Here is a 15990-nt window from a genome sequence, read left to right on the forward strand (position 1 = left end):
AAATAGGCCGGAAAAAAGCCCTGCAGAAATACAGGGCTTAGGAAGACAATATTAGCCTTGTTCAGGCATAGTACCATCTAAGTATTTTTCAGCGTCTAATGCAGCCATGCAGCCCGTGCCTGCAGAAGTAATAGCCTGACGATAAATGTGATCGCTCACGTCTCCGGCAGCAAATACACCTTCAACGCTAGTTTGCGTTGCGTTTCCGTTAGTGCCACTGTTCACCACGATATAGCCGTCTTTCATTTCTAGCTGGCCATCAAAGATATCAGTGTTTGGCTTGTGACCTATAGCAACAAAAAGGCCCATTACATCAATCTCTTCTGTTGCATCACTGTTGGTATCTTTAATGCGAACTTTAGTTACGCCCATTTCATCACCAAGCACTTCGTCAAGCGTACGGTTTAGGTGAAGTACAACGTTACCATTTTCCGCCTTGTCACGAAGACGCTGTTCTAAAATCTTTTCGCTTCTAAAGCTATCTCTTCTATGAATAACGTGAACTTCTGACGCAATATTCGATAAATATAGTGCTTCTTCAACTGCAGTATTACCGCCGCCGATAACCGCTACTTTTTGGTTGCGATAGAAAAAACCATCACAGGTTGCACAGGCAGATACGCCTTTACCCATAAAGGCTTGCTCTGACTCCAGGCCAAGGTATTTAGCAGAGGCACCTGTGGCAATGATCAGTGCGTCACACGTATAAGTGCCGCTGTCGCCATAAAGCGTGAAAGGACGCTTTGAAAAATCAGTTTTGTTGATATGGTCGAAAATGATTTCGGTGTCGAACTTCTCTGCATGCTTTTGCATACGTACCATTAGATCTGGGCCAGTTAGGCCTTCAGGATCGCCCGGCCAGTTTTCTACTTCTGTTGTGGTAGTAAGCTGTCCGCCTTGTTGAATACCAGTTAACAGTACAGGTTTAAGGTTTGCACGTGCAGCATAAACCGCTGCTGAATAACCTGCTGGGCCTGAACCCAAGATAAGTAGACGGACGTGTCTGCTTTCTGCCATTTTCCTCTCCAAATAATTCACCCGCCGTGGGTTACTTATAAAATTCTCTTAGAAAGCTAGGTAGGGGCGAAAATTCGTAAATCAAGCACAACACCTAGTTACTTTTATTATAGTAGTATGCCAGTGCAGCATCGTCAGGTTCATCATTAACTCGTTTAAATAAAAGTAACAACAAAGCCATGCCGCACATTGTTTGGGCTTAAGCGCTATATGATGCCTTTAAGAGAGAAAAATGTCACTTAAAGATAAGTTCAATTTATACCATTTAATTATTAAGCTCGTTTTAACTTTGTAGTACCTTTACGAGCAAGAGTGCGTAATGCTGTTTAAGCCTTAGTAACTGCATCGAATCGCAGAACAAATATCTATAAATAATATTCGGCTTTTCATGAAAGCGCACCAAGATTGCAATGAAACTTAATGATCCATTACGCGATCTTATTTGATAAAATTAAATCACAGTGATTAGTGTGTATAGCACTGCCAATATGTGTGAAAAAAGCGCAATAAAATTGTAATGCCAAAAAAGCCGTTTACAATTTAGATGTACGTACCAAAAAAGAAGAGGTGAGCCATGTCTCAATCAGTAATGACAATGTTGAAAAACGGTCAGCAGTACATGAAGACATGGCCTGTTAGAAAAGAGCTCTACGCCTTTTTTCCAGAGTGCCGGGTTGTGGCTGCGACCAAATTTGCGATAAAAACAATGCCGCCTGTCGCTATGGTGTCGTGCGCACTTTTGTATCAAAACCTTGGCACAGATTATATCCCTCAAACTATTACCATTGGCGCTTTTTTCTTAAGTCTGCCCGTGCAGGGCTTGTTATGGCTAGGGCACCGATCAGACCAATACCTTCCGCCACAACTCAAAAGCTGGTACCAAGAAATCCATTCAAAAATGCGTACGCAAGGCGTTAGTGTGAGTAAAGCAAAGTCCAAACCCAAGTACAAAGAACTCGCGCAGCTTCTTAAAACAGCGTTTAACGATTTAGACAATGCTTTTACCAAGCATTGGTTTAACTAAAAAAAGCTAAGTTTCACCTAGTCGAGAGCTAGACAGGGTAAAGAGGGGGGATTTGGTGAACTGCAAAGCGATTAAGATGCTTTAAGTAGGCTTTGGCATTTCCTGCACCTGTATTGAGCTCCTTTTAATATATTATTGTGTCTTCGCGTGCTCAACGCATAAGTATCGCAGTTACATACATATAGAAAGGTTTTGACTACCTGCTTTACATCAAATTGATGCGTAGCTGATGGCGAGCGCTTAAAAATACTCTGCATAATCGACTGCCATTCTTTTCCATGGGGTTGGACCCTGCCAAACAAAGTCCATACCAAAAGATGACTGACCTCATGCGGGATCACGTCTTCAAGAAACGCATCGACATTATCTTTGAAAAGAAGAGGGTGAAAGTTAACGCGATTTTGTTGCAAAAATGCAGTGCCTGCATTTTTACCAGAGCGTCTAAAGGTGATGGTTGGGCGCTCAAAACTACGTTTAAAATATTGCTCAGCCTGCTCATAGCAATAAAAAACAGCGTCGGTTATAACGCGACGCTGTTCATTAGTTAGGTCATTTGAAGCGATCTTGCTGCCTCTATACGTGTCATTATGTTTACTTGTTTTTAATGCATATTACTCGACATCACAAGGTAAACACAAAACATAAGTACCTTTAGGATCGTTAAGCTTATTTATCAGACTAAACTCTTGGAGCACACGTTTGAACTCGTTAACTAGTGCAGAGTCGGCGTGAGCAAACTGCCACTTGCCTACAAACGTCATAGCCTGGCCGAAAAACTCTTTCCAGAAAATTTCTTGTGCACTCAAGGTACGTTGAACATAGAAAGTGTCGTATTTTTCGAGCTCTGCAAATTCTGCCGCGGCAGTAACAGCGTCTTCAAGAGTGCCTAATTGATCAACAAGGCCCAATTCAATTGCGTCTTCACCTATCCAAACGCGACCTTGCGCAACGCTATCGACGTCTTCAACAGACATGTCACGTGCATTAGATACGAGCGACAAGAAATTGCCGTAAGTGTTTTCTACATTGCGCTGTAAAATTTGGCCAAATTCAGGTGCAAGGGGGCGAACAGCTGAGAACCCGGCAAGCTCTGTTGAACCCACGCCGTCACTATGGATACCAAGGTAGTCGAGTGAATTTTCGTATGTCATGAACATGCCGAACACGCCAATAGAGCCTGTAATAGTACTTGGGCTGGCAACAATTTTGTCGGTACTTGCTGCAATCCAGTAGCCACCAGACGCCGCGTAAGTACTCATAGAGGCAACAACCGGCTTGCCGGCTTGTTGAAGCTGCAATACTTCTTGACGAATCACTTCGGAAGCAAATGCACTGCCTCCCGGTGAATCAATTTGAAGAACAACAGCTTTTACATTGTCATCTAAGCGTGCCTTTCTGAGTAAGCGTGCAGTGCTATCTCCACCAATGGTACCCGCTTTTTGATTGCCATTTAAAATAGTTCCTTTTGCAACAACAATGGCTATCTTATCCATGTCTGACTCGATAACAGGCATGGGTGGGTTCACTACTTTGAGATAAGTATTGAAGGTAGTGAGGTTTACGCCGTGTTCGTTATCACTTTCACCCACTAACTCGGTCAATTCTAATCTCACTTCCTCGCGCGTTTTCAATGCATCAACCCAGTTGTTTTCTAGCGCATACTGAGCAAAGTCACCGCCTGCTGCTTCAAACTTAGCTAATAGACCTTCCAAGGTTTCATCGAAGTTAGACTCGTCAATACCGCGAGCTGACGCAACGTCAGACTTGTATTGCGCCCAGTAGCCATCTAACCATTGCTTTTCAGCTTCTTTTGCTTCATCAGACATGTCGTTGCGCATGATAGGCTCAACGGCAGATTTATAAGTTCCTACGCGGAATATGTGCGTGGTGACTTTAAGCTTCTCAAGCATGTCTTTGAAGTACATGCCGTAACGTCCGTAACCTTCGAACATCAATCCACCCATGGGATTGAGGTATATATTGTCAGCATGAGCGGCTAGGTAATATTGATCTTGTGAAAAATAATCGCCAATCGCGTAAACGGGTTTTCCTGATTCTTTGAATGTGTCGATAGCGTTGGCCACATTGCGCAATTTATCTAAACCGCCGCCTGTTAACCCGTGAAGGTCTAGAACAAGGGCTTTTATACGTCGGTCTTTTTTGGCATTCTCAAGCACTTTAACTACGTCGCGAACAAGCACTTCTGGGTTTTCGGGCTCGCTACCTAGTGACTCCTGCAAAAATTGCTCAAAAGGGTCAATGCTTTCTTTTTCAATAACGAGTTTGCCGTTCAAAGTAAGGAAAAGCGCGCTGTCCTTATTGACCGTTAGCGGGTCATCATCCTGACCAGCAATGGCGATAATTAATCCAACAAAAATAACAATGAATATCAAATTAAAGAAAAGTTTGCGGGTGAAGTTAAGTACCGTCCACAAGCCAATAAATAAGGATTTAGTCCAATTTCCTTTGGCTGCCATTTTAGTCACTACCTTTTTTGAATTAACTAACCAGAGTAAGGTAGATCAGGCATACCTTACTCACGTACTGCGTTCTATTATGTTACCTAAATCGAGTAAGATCGCGAACTTAATTGTAATTTTTTGTGAGTGTCTTTGTTTTCGGCGTTGTTTTCGGCAACTTACGATGACTTTTATCCTGCATTCTTTTTTTCGTCTTGTTCCAGCCACTTTCGTATAAGGGAGGCAATACGTTTGTGATTATCCTCGCTCATCGTCATAAGAAATTTTCCATTCTTTGCTTTATAGCCGGTCTTTCCATGGCCCTTTTTCATTAGTCGTAAAAACGGTGAGGGATTATTTTCGCGTGATGAAATTTTTTTCATAAAGTGCCGTTCTTATTTCTTAATCATACAAAGTAGGCAAAACAATGACACACATTTACCAACAAATCGTAGCCCGACTGCAAGCGGCAGATGGCATTCCTTTACTTTTATTGCGCTTGTATTTAGCACCAGTGATGATACAGGCTGGCTGGAATAAAGCATCCAGTTTCGACAGTATTGTAGATTGGTTTGGTAACGATGATTATGGGCTTGGTTTACCAGTGCCTTTGGTAATGGCGTTCTTAGCTACAGCCGCAGAACTCGTGGGCGGTGTTCTATTGTTATTGGGTGCATTGACGCGCTTAGTGAGTATTCCATTAATGGTAACCATGATAGTCGCTATGGTGAGTGTTCACGCTAAGAATGGATGGCTCGCTATTGCTGATGCGTCTTCATGGCTAGCCGACGGTGCAATCTTACTGAATGAAAACATTATGGCTGCGCCAGAAAAGCTTGCGGCAGCTAAATCATTGTTACAAGAGCATGGCCATTATGAGTGGCTTACTTCCAGCGGTAACTTTGTGGTACTTAACAACGGCATCGAATTCGCTGCTACCTATTTTATTATGCTTTTAGTTTTGTTTATCTATGGTGGTGGACGCTTCTTTAGCGTCGATTACTATGTGAATAAAGCCATGCGCTCTAAAAGTAATTAGGGACGCTCATTTGCTGTACAAAAGGCCGGAATTTTCTGGTCTTTTTCGTTTATGGACCGTAGGATCTAGCATTCAAGTTAGGTAAATCATTGTTGTTGGCACGCTTTTATCGATTATGAAAATCGAAGCGTGATAACAGCAACGCGAAAAAATAAAGTAGGGACGTAAATGGACGCATTAACATTGTTACTCAACAGAAGTTCTCAGCCTCGATTAGAAGCGCCAGCACCTAGTGGTGATGCCTTAGAGAATATTATGCAGGCTGCACTACGTGCCCCAGACCATGCTTGTCTTACTCCGTGGCGTTTTATTGTGTGCACAGGAAAAGGGCTGGATAAGCTAGGTGCACTCTATGAGCAATCCGCTATTGAAAACGAAAAGTCGCAGAAAGAAATTGAACGTGCCGTGCAGCTTCCTCACCGCGCACCTATGGTTATCGTAGCCATCGCAAAGCATGTGGAACATGAAAAGGTACCGCGTGTTGAGCAGATAGCGTCGGCAAGCTGTGGCGTGATGGCGATGCAAATGGCAGCAGTAGCACAAGGGTTTAACGGCATGTGGCGCACCGGTGGCTATGCACACTGTGAGACGGTAAGAAACGGATTAGGTTTAAGTGAAGAAGACGAGCTGGTAGGTTTCTTATATTTAGGAACACCAGCGTTTGAGCCTGCACCTAAACCGCAAAGAAATAGTAACGACTACTTTGAATTCTGGCAGTAGCTGATACCTATTCGAATAACCAGCCGCATTAGATAGCTAGCGGCGGGTAATAAGGGTCTTATTTTTATAAGTAAGCTAAAATAAGACCCTAACATTTTACCTAGAAAGATAGGTCTACATTATAACCAGCGAACTTCCTGATATTAATAACGCGATCGCCATCTAGCATCCAGTATTGCCCCTTGATACCTTGCAATACACCAGTAAATGACGGTGTCTTATCTAAGTTTAAAGATTTTATCTTTACCGGATAATCTTCAACAGGGTAATGAATATCATGGATAGGCGTAGTCACTTCTGATACTGCTTGAAGCCCTTTTTCTTGCTTCAGCGCTTCTAGCTTACTTTTAATTTTACCCATTAATTCGGTTTTGACCTGTTCTAAATCAACCTCGTCAGGTTTGCCCTTTAACATTGTTCGCCAATTGGTTTTATCTGCAATGTGATCCTTGCATAACGTTTCAACCAAACCACTGGTAAGTCTGTCAGGAACTCGCAGCATTACGGTAGCTTGCGTAGCTCCTTGATCCATCCATCGTGTAGACACGCCTTCGGTGACTTGACGAGTGATGCCCACTTTTACCGTACCTGTGTTAGCCAAATAAACAAAATGCTCGCTAAAGCAATGTTCTTCACCCCACTGCGGTTCTCTGCACGTCCCTTCGTGGTAATGGCACTTTTCTGGCTTAATAATGCAGCTATCGCATTGTGCCAGCGATATCAAACACGGGTAGCAGTATCCTTGGTTGAAGCTTTTTTTGGTTTTGCGGTTGCAGTGAACACAGTTGATTTCACCAGAGTAGGTTACCGTTACTTCCTTGCCGATAAGAGAATTGATATCTACCAACTCATCACCAATTGGAAGCGAGTAGTGCACGGTATTGTTTTCATCGGCGGAGGTACGCATTTTTTTAAGCATACCCGAATATGTTGTTGTCACTTGTTGAAACCTTTTTTTTAAAAACTTTATTTGTAACGACTGTTAGTCGCTTAATTCGCCACGCAAGTTTTGCGTTAATAGATGGCTTATTTCTTTAAAAGGAAGCCCTTTACTTAATAAGTAGTGCAGTTTCGCGAGGGCAGCCTCGGGCGTCATATCGCTACCAGATAAAACTCCTACTTCTTGTAGGCCATGGCCAGTGGCATAGCCACCCATGTTTACGCGACCGCGCATACACTGGGTACAATTCAAAACAGGAATTTCTCTGGCTTTTGCGTATTTTAACTGTGCAATAAGCTCAGGGTTCTGAGGTGCATTGCCCACACCATAGCTCAGTAAAATCAGTGCATTTACCGGCTGCTGCAGCGTGTTTTTAATGACCTCTGGCGCAATACCGGGATACAAACTAACCATGCCGATCGGTTGGGCTTTGACGTTCGATACCGTTAAGATGTTATTTGGTGTCTTCGCTAATTCACCGGCTTTCAGACGAATGTTAATGCCAGCTTCTAACAGTGGCGGAAAGTTAGGGGAGTCAAAGGCACTGAACCCATCTGCATCTACTTTGCGGCTGCGGTTGCCACGAAGTAGTCTGTTGTTGAAGAACAGTCCGACTTCGGCAATGGGGAAGTTCGCGGCAACGTATAACGCGTTTAGAAGGTTGACTTGACCATCTGAGCGAAGCTCTGCCAGTGGAATTTGAGAACCGGTAACAATGACAGGTTTTGACAAGTCCTCAAGCATGAAACTCAACGCCGAGGCGGTGTATGCCATGGTGTCTGTACCGTGCAAAATAATGAAGCCATCATACTTGCCGTAGTTGTCGGCGATATCATCGGCAATACGCTGCCAGTCAGACGGATCCATGTCTGATGAATCGATAAGGTTATCGTATTCATGCAGGGTAAAAAGGGGCATTTCAGAACGGTGAAACTCCGGCATCTTTTTCAGTGTGTCTGACAAGAAGCCTGCAGCGGGTACGTAGCCTTGCTTAGACGGCTTCATACCAATAGTTCCACCGGTATAGGCAATATATATATGTTTGCGCATGAAATGACCTTACCCTTAATTTGGGAATACTTTTCAAAAGGGATAGCGTAATTTGTCGGGCATTCTAACAATACCCACGGGTTTGTCACCCTGAAATACGAAGGCACAAAAAAGCGGTGAAGATCACCGCTCTTATTCTGTATCAACTTTTTAGCAACGCTAGGCTGAGCCCTATGCTGAAGTTCGGTACTACTTAACTTCTTTACCCGCTGCTTGTTGGTCTGCATGGTAGCTAGAGCGCACCATAGGGCCACATGCTGCATGCGTGAAGCCAATTTCTTTTGCGTAGTCACCAAGGGCGTCGAATTCCTTAGGGTGTACGTAGCGCTTAACCGGGTAGTGGTGACGGCTTGGCTGAAGGTATTGACCCAGCGTAAGCATGTCCACATTGTGAGCGCGCAGATCATCAAGTACGCCTTGAATTTCTTCGTTCTCTTCGCCCATACCCATCATCAGACCAGATTTGGTCATCACGTCAGGGTGTTGCGCTTTAAACTTCTTAAGCAAATCCAACGACCATTGGTAATTCGCGCCAGGGCGACATTCACGGTATAAACGCGGGATCGTCTCTAAGTTGTGGTTGAACACATCAGGCACGCCATTTTTGAAAATCTCAAGCGCACGGTCCATACGTCCACGGAAATCAGGGACTAACACTTCAATGGTTGTTGAAGGGCTGTGTTCGCGAATTGCGTTAATGCAGTCTACGAAATGTTGAGCTCCGCCATCGCGAAGGTCATCGCGGTCAACTGAAGTGATAACTACATAACGCAGGTTCATTTCAGCGATGGTTTTAGCCAGCTTTTCAGGTTCTTCAGCGCTAGGCGGAAGCGGCTTACCATGGGCTACATCGCAGAAAGGGCATCGACGGGTACAAATGTCACCTAAAATCATGAAGGTGGCGGTACCGTGATTAAAACATTCTGCTAGGTTAGGGCAGCTTGCTTCTTCACACACAGAGTGAAGATTGTTTTTGCGCAGGGTTTTCTTGATATGGTCAATCTTCTCGGTGGTACGAGGAAGTTTGATTTTGATCCACTCGGGCTTGCGCAGCATTTCTTCCTTTTCTGTAGGAATAATGGTGACGGGTATGTGTTTTACTTTTTCATCATCGCGAAGTTTTACCCCCGCTTGAGGTCGTGCGTTACTCATCAAAACCTTCTTTGTATGTTGGCTGTGCAAGGGAAAGCGCTTCTAGCAACAACTGCGTTAATTCCTTACCAGCGGTTTCAAGTGTCGTTGGACCATTAAGGCGCGCGGTATCGATCATTTCCATACCGGCGTAACCACATGGGTTGATACGCTGAAACGGTGATAGGTCCATATTAACATTTAAAGCCAAACCGTGAAACGAGCAGCCATTACGTATTCTTAAACCTAGCGAACAGACCTTCTTCTCGTCAACGTACACCCCAGGCGCATCGGGCTTTGGGTAGGCCTTTACGTCATACTTGGCAAGTAGTCCGACCACTGCTTCTTCCATAGCAGTGACCAAATGACGTACGCCTAGTTTACGGCGCTTTATGTTAAGCATTAGATAAATGACTTGCTGGCCTGGGCCGTGATAGGTGACTTGACCGCCACGGTCAACCTGAACAACAGGAATATCACCAGGCATCAAAATATGCTCAGCTTTACCCGCTTGCCCTTGTGTAAATACCGCATCATGCTCTACAAGCCATATTTCATCTGGCGTATTCTGATCGCGCTCATCAGTAAAGCGTTTCATCGCCTCAAAGATTGGGGCATAAGGCTGACGACCTAGTTGGCGTACAATAACGCCATCTACGGTAGTCACTGTCGACTGCTCATTCACTTAAAGTACAACCCTTACAAGCTCTAATTTAGCTAACTCAGTGTAAATGGTTTCCATATGCTCTTTACTGGTAACTCGTACGCTCACAGACACCGAGTGGTAAGTACCTTTACTGCTTGGTTTTACTGTGGGTGAATAGTCGCCAGGCGCATGCTGCTGAAGACAGCCCACTACCTGTTGTGGTAGGTCTTCGTGGGCAACGCCCATTACTTTAAAGGTTTGGTTCGTTGGAAAATCTAGTAGTTCGTCGAAACGGGTATCCATGCGATATCCTTGGTACTTAAAATATCATATAAAAAAACGGCCAGATTGTAACAAATCTGGCCGCTTCACAACTAGCTTTTTAACGTTTTCAGTATAGTAACTTACTCGTCGTCAAAACCTAGCTGAAGCATAATGTAGTCTTTAGCGCGGTTAAAGAAGCTGCCTTCTTTTACTTCTTGGAGTGTTACCAAAGGGTAACTCGCTACATCTTCACCATCTAACTGAAGGTAGAGTTTCCCAACAACTTGGCCTTTCGCAAGTGGTGCTTCTAGCTTGTCGTCAAGCTCAAAGTTAGCTTCTAAGTTTGCAGCCTGGCCGCGCGGGATAGTAATGGGGGTAGATTGATTAATTCCAAGGTCTACGGTTTCTCTGTCGCCCATGTAGATGCGGTGTGCAACAAAACTGTGGCCTGCTTGGTAAGGCGTCAGTGTTTCATAAAAGCGGAAGCCGTATTTTAGCAATTTTTTGTTTTCAACTTTACGCGCGCGTTCGCTGTCGGTACCCATAACCACTGAGATTAAACGCATTCCGCCTTGCTCTGCTGATGTGATAAGGCTGTAGCCAGCGTCTGATGTATGGCCAGTTTTTATGCCATCTACGTTTAAGCTTTTGTCCCATAGTAGGCTGTTGCGGTTGTATTGCTTGATGCCGTTGAAGGTGAATTCCTTCTCGCTGTAAATCTTGTACATTTCTGGCGTTTCGGCGATAAGTGCGCGAGATAAAATCGCCATATCACGCGGCGTTGTGTAGTGATCTGGGTCGTGTAAACCGTGAGCGTTTACCCAGTGTGAGCTTGTCATGCCAAGTGATGCTGAATGTGCATTCATCATGCTGGCAAACGCAGATTCTGAACCTGCAACGTGTTCAGCCATTGCCACACAGGCGTCGTTACCTGACTGCACAACGATACCGCGAAGCAAATCACTTACAGAAACTTGTGTTCCTACTTCGATGAACATTTTTGATGAATCTGGGAATTTCTTCGCCCATGCATTCTCAGAAATAGTGACTTCATCATCCAGACTAATGTTGCCCGCTTGAAGCTCTTTACCAATGACATAAATCGTCATGATTTTGGTTAGGCTTGCTGGCGCAAGCTGCATATCTGCGTTTTTAGACGCAATAACGTTACCGGTTTCATAGTCGGTAAGTAAAAAACCTTCTGCAGCTACAGTGGGGGCTGGCGGTGTCACTACTGCAGCGTTAGCTGTGTGTAGTAATGTCCCCATCACCAAAAAGGCAAATGAAAGTAATGACGGTTTAGCGCGTTGAATTATTCTGAGCATGGTTCTAATTTCTTTGACCGTTTGTCCGTGTGAGTTAAAGCTTACCTTGTTATTGCGATAACCGCGAAGCGAATACCTTAAAACATGGCTACCCAATTTTAGCTTTTATCCAGTTCGTAACCGAACTCTGATTATTCACCCACTTATTTGTGGGGGCGAGCAGAGATCTTAACGAAAGCCTGCTTATAAGACTAGGTTTTATCAAAAAAGTTTACGTGATTGTAGGTATTAGGCGAAGAAACCGTGATATTGCCTGCTGAATGACACAATGCTGCCACAATGTCGTTGTTTTTATGAGCGTGCGACAACCCAACCAACTACATGGTCTGCGTAATCGCGTAAGCGTTGGGATAGCCATTTTGCTTTAATTGTTCAAGCACCTCCGCGACGACTGCTTCATCGTGGATAGGGCCTAACTGTAGTTTATAAATGTTATCTGCTACTGGCAGGTGAGCGGGAATTTGATATAACGCCGATAGCACGTTAGAGATTGATTTTGCTTTCTCGGCATTTGATAGAGCAGCAACTTGAATATAAATCGCATCACTTACCGCGCTGCTACTTTTCTCACTGCTGCTTGTGTTGGTATCCGCGGTGTTCGAAGAGGGGGCTAATGGCGGGGTGGGTGAAGTTGCTGCCAGAGCCGGTGCGGGTACTACCGCAATACCCAAGTATTCATCGTAAGTAACAGTTGGACTGTTTCCCACCGTCACATTGTTTTGTTCGTCAAAGTGGATAACTTCAAGTTTGACTCGCGCTGTGCCTTTGCTGTGGTAGCCTAGTTTTACTGCGGCTGCATACGACAAATCGATAATTCTATCATCGTGAAAAGGGCCGCGGTCGTTAACGCGGACGATCGCTTGTTTGTTATTTTCCAAATTAGTAACACGCACGTAAGAGGGCAGTGGTAATGTTTTGTGAGCCGCGCTCATGGCAAACATATTGTAAGTTTCGCCATTTGAGGTTAAGTGACCGTGAAACTTCTGGCCATACCAACTGGCGTAGCCCACTTCTTCATAGCCTTTACCACTGTCCATTGGCGTGTAGTGCTTGCCCAGTACCTTGTAGGGCCTGCTGTTAAACATGCGGTAGGCTTCGTATTTTGGTACAGCATCAAGTGTTTCTGGTTTCTTGGCAACGTGCTTAGGCGCTGAGTCTTGCTTTTGGGTATAGCGACCAGGTTGTGTAGGTGCACTTTGGCATCCCACTAATGCCAAAACTACAAAAACAGCTGAGCCATAGCGAAAGGACTGTCCGTTTGCCAGATTCTGGTTAACAAGACGCGCATTAACTAAACCCGCTTTTACAAAATCAAGTACCGAAAAAAGGCGCTGCAACATACAAGTTATCTAGACATTAAACGTTTCTGAGTGGCAATGGCCATAAGAATGCCAAAACCTGCCATTAAAGTCACCATAGATGTTCCTCCAAAGCTCACTAGAGGAAGGGGAACACCCACCACGGGAAGTAATCCGGACACCATGCCCATGTTTACAAACACATAAACAAAAAAGGTAAGGGTAATACTGCCGCCAAGCAATTTTGCATAGGCGTCTTGTGCCCGGCTAGAAATTATAAGGCCGCGCATAATTATAAAAATGTATATTGCCATTAAACACATTACCCCGGTAAGACCAAACTCTTCACTGAATACTGAAAAGATAAAGTCGGTGTGACGTTCGGGTAAAAACTCAAGTTGTGACTGCGTGCCTTGTAGCCAGCCTTTGCCGTCTACACCACCGGAACCAATGGCAATTTTAGATTGGATTATGTGGTAGCCAGAACCTAGCGGGTCGCTTTCCGGGTTCAAAAAAGTAAGAACCCGCTGCTTTTGATAATCCTTCATTAAAAAGAACCACATCACAGGTGCAAATGCGCCAATGAGGCCGCCCACTACTGAAATAAGGCGCCAACTCATACCTGCCAAGAATATGGCAAAGATACCTGAACTGGCGATGAGTAACGAGGTCCCTAAATCGGGCTGCTTTGCAATGAGAATGGTGGGCACGACCACCAAACCAAACCCAACGATAATGTGGGTCGTGCGTGGCGGCATAGTGAATTTACTGATATACCATGCAACCATCATAGGCACGGCAAGCTTCATCAGTTCAGAGGGCTGAAAACGGATAAAGCCGAGATCTAGCCAGCGCTGTGCGCCTTTGCCCATATCACCAAATAATAATACGGCAATTAGCATGAGCAGGCCTGCACCATAGGCATAGGTTGAGAAAAACCTAAACACGCCCAAAGGGGCTTGGGCTAATCCGAACATAACGATAAAGCTAAATCCCAGCCTGATAAACTGGCGCTCCATTTGCTCCATATCCTGACCTGACGCCGAGTACAGAGTAAATAGCCCAACACAACTTAGCACGAGAAGCCCGACTAACAGCCAGCCATCGATATGAATGCGCTGAAGAAAACTTATTTTATTAGGGTTTAAGGTGGTTCTCTTCACTAGTTCGTCCCTAATTCATTATCACTGTTTGCTAAGTCAGCTTCGGCAGTTTCAAAAACACGGTCCCTGAAATAGAAATCCATGATTTGACGGGCGACGGGGGCTGCGTTCTTACTACCACCGCCTACGTTCTCAAGGACCACGGTTACCGATATCTCTGGATCATTAAAGGGTGCAAAGCCAACATACATGGCATTGTCTCGAAGACGCTCATCAATTTTAGTAGCGTCATATTTTTCATTCTGACCAACGGTAAATAACTGTGCTGTTCCTGTCTTACCCGCAGAGTCGTAAGGGGTATCTGCAAATGCATGACGCGCGCCGCCTTCTTCGCCACTCACAACATCGCGCATGGCGTTCAACACCACATCCAAATTGTTACGGTTCTTAATCTCTATAGGCCGCAGCGACTTAAGCGGGATAAGGTCGACAGAACTATCGGTGTTCATATAACCGCGAATGATTTGTGGAATATAGCGTTCCCCAGCATTGATAAGCGTGTTAACCGATGTATTTAACTGTACCGGCGTGGTGGTCCAATAGCTCTGTCCTATACCAACGGGGATGGTGTCACCAATATACCAAGGTTGATTAAAGCGAGCGCGTTTCCAGCCTCGGCTAGGCATGTTGGCATCTGACTCTTCGTAAAGATCGATACCCGTGAAATCTCCGAATCCGAATTCGTACATAGATTCACTGATTTTATCGATCCCTAATTTATAAGCCAATTCGTAATAGTAGGTGTCGCAAGATACTTCTATGGCTTTTGATACATCTACTTTGCCGTGACCCCATCGACGCCAATCACGCCACACGTGAGACACATTTGGCAATTGATAGCGACCTGTATCGTTAATGGTGTAGTCTTTGGTGATAATGCCTTCTTCTAGTCCAACAAAACCAAGGTGCGGTTTAATGGTAGAAGCGGGAGGGTATTGTCCTTGTGTCGCCCTGTTAATTAGCGGGCGGTCTGGTGAATTCAGTAGCGCAGAGTAATTCTTGCTGCTGATACCGTGCACAAATAAATTGGGATCGTAACTAGGGTTAGAGTAAAGTGCCAGTACGCCACCTGTTTTAACATCGGTAACCACTACTGCGCCGCGCATGCCTTCTATTATTCGCTGGGCTTCTAACTGAAGCTCTAAATCCAGGTTTAGTACGATGTCTTTGCCCGGTGTTGGTGGCTCAACACTGAGTACACGAATAATTCGGCCTTGGTTGTTTACTTCGACCTGCTGATAACCCACTTTTCCATGAAGCAGCTCTTCGTGGTATTTCTCTATGCCTAGCTTACCGATATCGTGGGTTGCGGCGTAATTATCTTCTTGACCTGCTTCAACGAGTTTTTGTAAGTCTCGCTTGTTAATGCGTGCAACATAACCCAGTGCATGGGTAAGCGTTTCTTTATAAGGGTAATAACGAGCTAAGCGGGCTTCAATTTGAACACCTGGAAACTTGTGTTTGCTGGCAGAGAATAGCGCTACTTCTTCTTCGCTTAGCTGAGTGCGAAGCGCAACGGGTTTAAATCTTCGCGTTCCTTTAAGCGTAGATTGAAAGCGTTCAATTTCATCGCTGGTGATGCTCATTAGTTCGGTCAGATCTGCAAGGGTTTGTTCAATATCATCCACTTGCTCTGGAATAACTTCCAAACTGAAAACCGGACGGTTCTCTGCTAAAAGCACGCCGTTACGGTCATAGATAAGTCCACGGTTGGGCGGTATCGGAAGAACCTTGATGCGATTACCGTTAGAACGGGTTTGATAATCTTCAAACTGGGTAACCTGCAAAGAATAGAGGTTGTTAAGTACAATGCCCAACATGGCCACAACAATAATAAAAGCAATGGTCGCTCGGCGCGCGAACAAGTTCGCTTCAGCGGAGTGGTCCCGTATTGCTTGACGTTTTCGTTGCATT

16 protein-coding genes are annotated in these 15990 nt (G+C 44.8%); 3 read left to right on the top strand and 13 right to left on the bottom strand.

Annotation, left to right across the window (positions count from 1 at the left end; genetic code table 11):
- Positions 1-51 precede the first annotated feature (51 nt).
- Entirely contained in the window at positions 52-1017 is a 966-nt protein-coding gene (gene trxB / locus ACXAGV_RS08535) for a thioredoxin-disulfide reductase (protein ID WP_239257594.1), read from the bottom strand.
- 574 nt (positions 1018-1591) lie between these two features.
- Here trxB and yfbV point away from each other — a divergent pair.
- Complete coding sequence (gene yfbV / locus ACXAGV_RS08540) at positions 1592-2041, top strand: terminus macrodomain insulation protein YfbV (RefSeq protein WP_474872873.1); 450 nt, start codon at positions 1592-1594, stop codon at positions 2039-2041.
- 71 nt (positions 2042-2112) lie between these two features.
- Here the strand turns inward: yfbV and ACXAGV_RS08545 are convergent, their stop codons facing one another.
- The 3 genes from ACXAGV_RS08545 to ACXAGV_RS08555 form a co-directional block, all read right to left on the bottom strand.
- Positions 2113-2604: a SprT family zinc-dependent metalloprotease gene (locus tag ACXAGV_RS08545; protein ID WP_474872927.1), complete on the bottom strand. Its 492-nt coding sequence runs from the start codon at positions 2602-2604 to the stop codon at positions 2113-2115.
- 48 nt (positions 2605-2652) lie between these two features.
- Positions 2653-4518 (bottom strand): signal peptide peptidase SppA, encoded by a 1866-nt coding sequence (gene sppA / locus ACXAGV_RS08550; RefSeq protein ID WP_474872874.1) that lies wholly within the window; start codon positions 4516-4518, stop codon positions 2653-2655.
- A 173-nt stretch (positions 4519-4691) separates the two neighbouring features.
- Positions 4692-4883, bottom strand: a complete 192-nt coding sequence (locus ACXAGV_RS08555; protein WP_474872875.1) for a hypothetical protein — start codon at positions 4881-4883, stop codon at positions 4692-4694.
- A 44-nt stretch (positions 4884-4927) separates the two neighbouring features.
- Here ACXAGV_RS08555 and ACXAGV_RS08560 point away from each other — a divergent pair, with 44 nt between their 5' ends.
- Positions 4928-5539 carry an HvfX family Cu-binding RiPP maturation protein gene (locus ACXAGV_RS08560; protein ID WP_474872876.1) on the top strand — a complete coding sequence of 204 codons (612 nt, stop codon included), beginning with the start codon at positions 4928-4930 and terminating at the stop codon, positions 5537-5539.
- Positions 5540-5707: 168 nt separating this feature from the next.
- Positions 5708-6259, top strand: coding sequence for an NAD(P)H nitroreductase (locus ACXAGV_RS08565; RefSeq protein ID WP_014949342.1), 552 nt, complete (start codon positions 5708-5710; stop codon positions 6257-6259).
- 100 nt (positions 6260-6359) lie between these two features.
- On the opposite strand, the gene ACXAGV_RS08570 is transcribed toward ACXAGV_RS08565, so the two are convergent.
- From ACXAGV_RS08570 to mrdA, 9 genes are all read right to left on the bottom strand, one after another.
- The gene (locus ACXAGV_RS08570) at positions 6360-7199 is read right to left on the bottom strand and encodes a DUF2797 domain-containing protein (RefSeq protein WP_474872877.1); all 840 of its coding nucleotides are present in this window, start codon (positions 7197-7199) and stop codon (positions 6360-6362) included.
- A gap of 42 nt (positions 7200-7241) precedes the next feature.
- The gene (ansA, locus tag ACXAGV_RS08575; RefSeq protein ID WP_474872878.1) at positions 7242-8249 is read right to left on the bottom strand and encodes an asparaginase; all 1008 of its coding nucleotides are present in this window, start codon (positions 8247-8249) and stop codon (positions 7242-7244) included.
- 189 nt (positions 8250-8438) lie between these two features.
- A complete protein-coding gene (gene lipA, locus ACXAGV_RS08580; RefSeq protein ID WP_118495094.1) occupies positions 8439-9401 on the bottom strand; it encodes a lipoyl synthase in 963 nt (320 codons plus the stop codon).
- Positions 9394-10047, bottom strand: coding sequence for a lipoyl(octanoyl) transferase LipB (gene lipB, locus ACXAGV_RS08585; protein WP_474872928.1), 654 nt, complete (start codon positions 10045-10047; stop codon positions 9394-9396). Before lipB ends, lipA begins: the two co-directional genes overlap by 8 nt.
- Before the next feature lie 18 nt (positions 10048-10065).
- Positions 10066-10329: a DUF493 family protein YbeD gene (gene ybeD, locus ACXAGV_RS08590; RefSeq protein WP_118495092.1), complete on the bottom strand. Its 264-nt coding sequence runs from the start codon at positions 10327-10329 to the stop codon at positions 10066-10068.
- A 101-nt stretch (positions 10330-10430) separates the two neighbouring features.
- Positions 10431-11615 (bottom strand): serine hydrolase, encoded by a 1185-nt coding sequence (locus tag ACXAGV_RS08595; RefSeq protein WP_474872879.1) that lies wholly within the window; start codon positions 11613-11615, stop codon positions 10431-10433.
- A gap of 317 nt (positions 11616-11932) precedes the next feature.
- Positions 11933-12955, bottom strand: coding sequence for a septal ring lytic transglycosylase RlpA family protein (locus tag ACXAGV_RS08600; RefSeq protein WP_474872880.1), 1023 nt, complete (start codon positions 12953-12955; stop codon positions 11933-11935).
- Positions 12956-12960: 5 nt separating this feature from the next.
- Positions 12961-14076 carry a rod shape-determining protein RodA gene (gene rodA / locus ACXAGV_RS08605; RefSeq protein WP_474872881.1) on the bottom strand — a complete coding sequence of 372 codons (1116 nt, stop codon included), beginning with the start codon at positions 14074-14076 and terminating at the stop codon, positions 12961-12963.
- On the bottom strand, positions 14076-15989 hold the full coding sequence (mrdA, locus tag ACXAGV_RS08610; RefSeq protein WP_474872882.1) for a penicillin-binding protein 2: 1914 nt from the start codon (positions 15987-15989) through the stop codon (positions 14076-14078). The genes rodA and mrdA overlap by 1 nt, the downstream gene beginning before the upstream one ends.
- Between the last annotated feature and the right edge of the window lies 1 nt (position 15990).

The sequence above is a fragment of the Alteromonas sp. ABH4_453 genome (genome assembly GCF_056160665.1).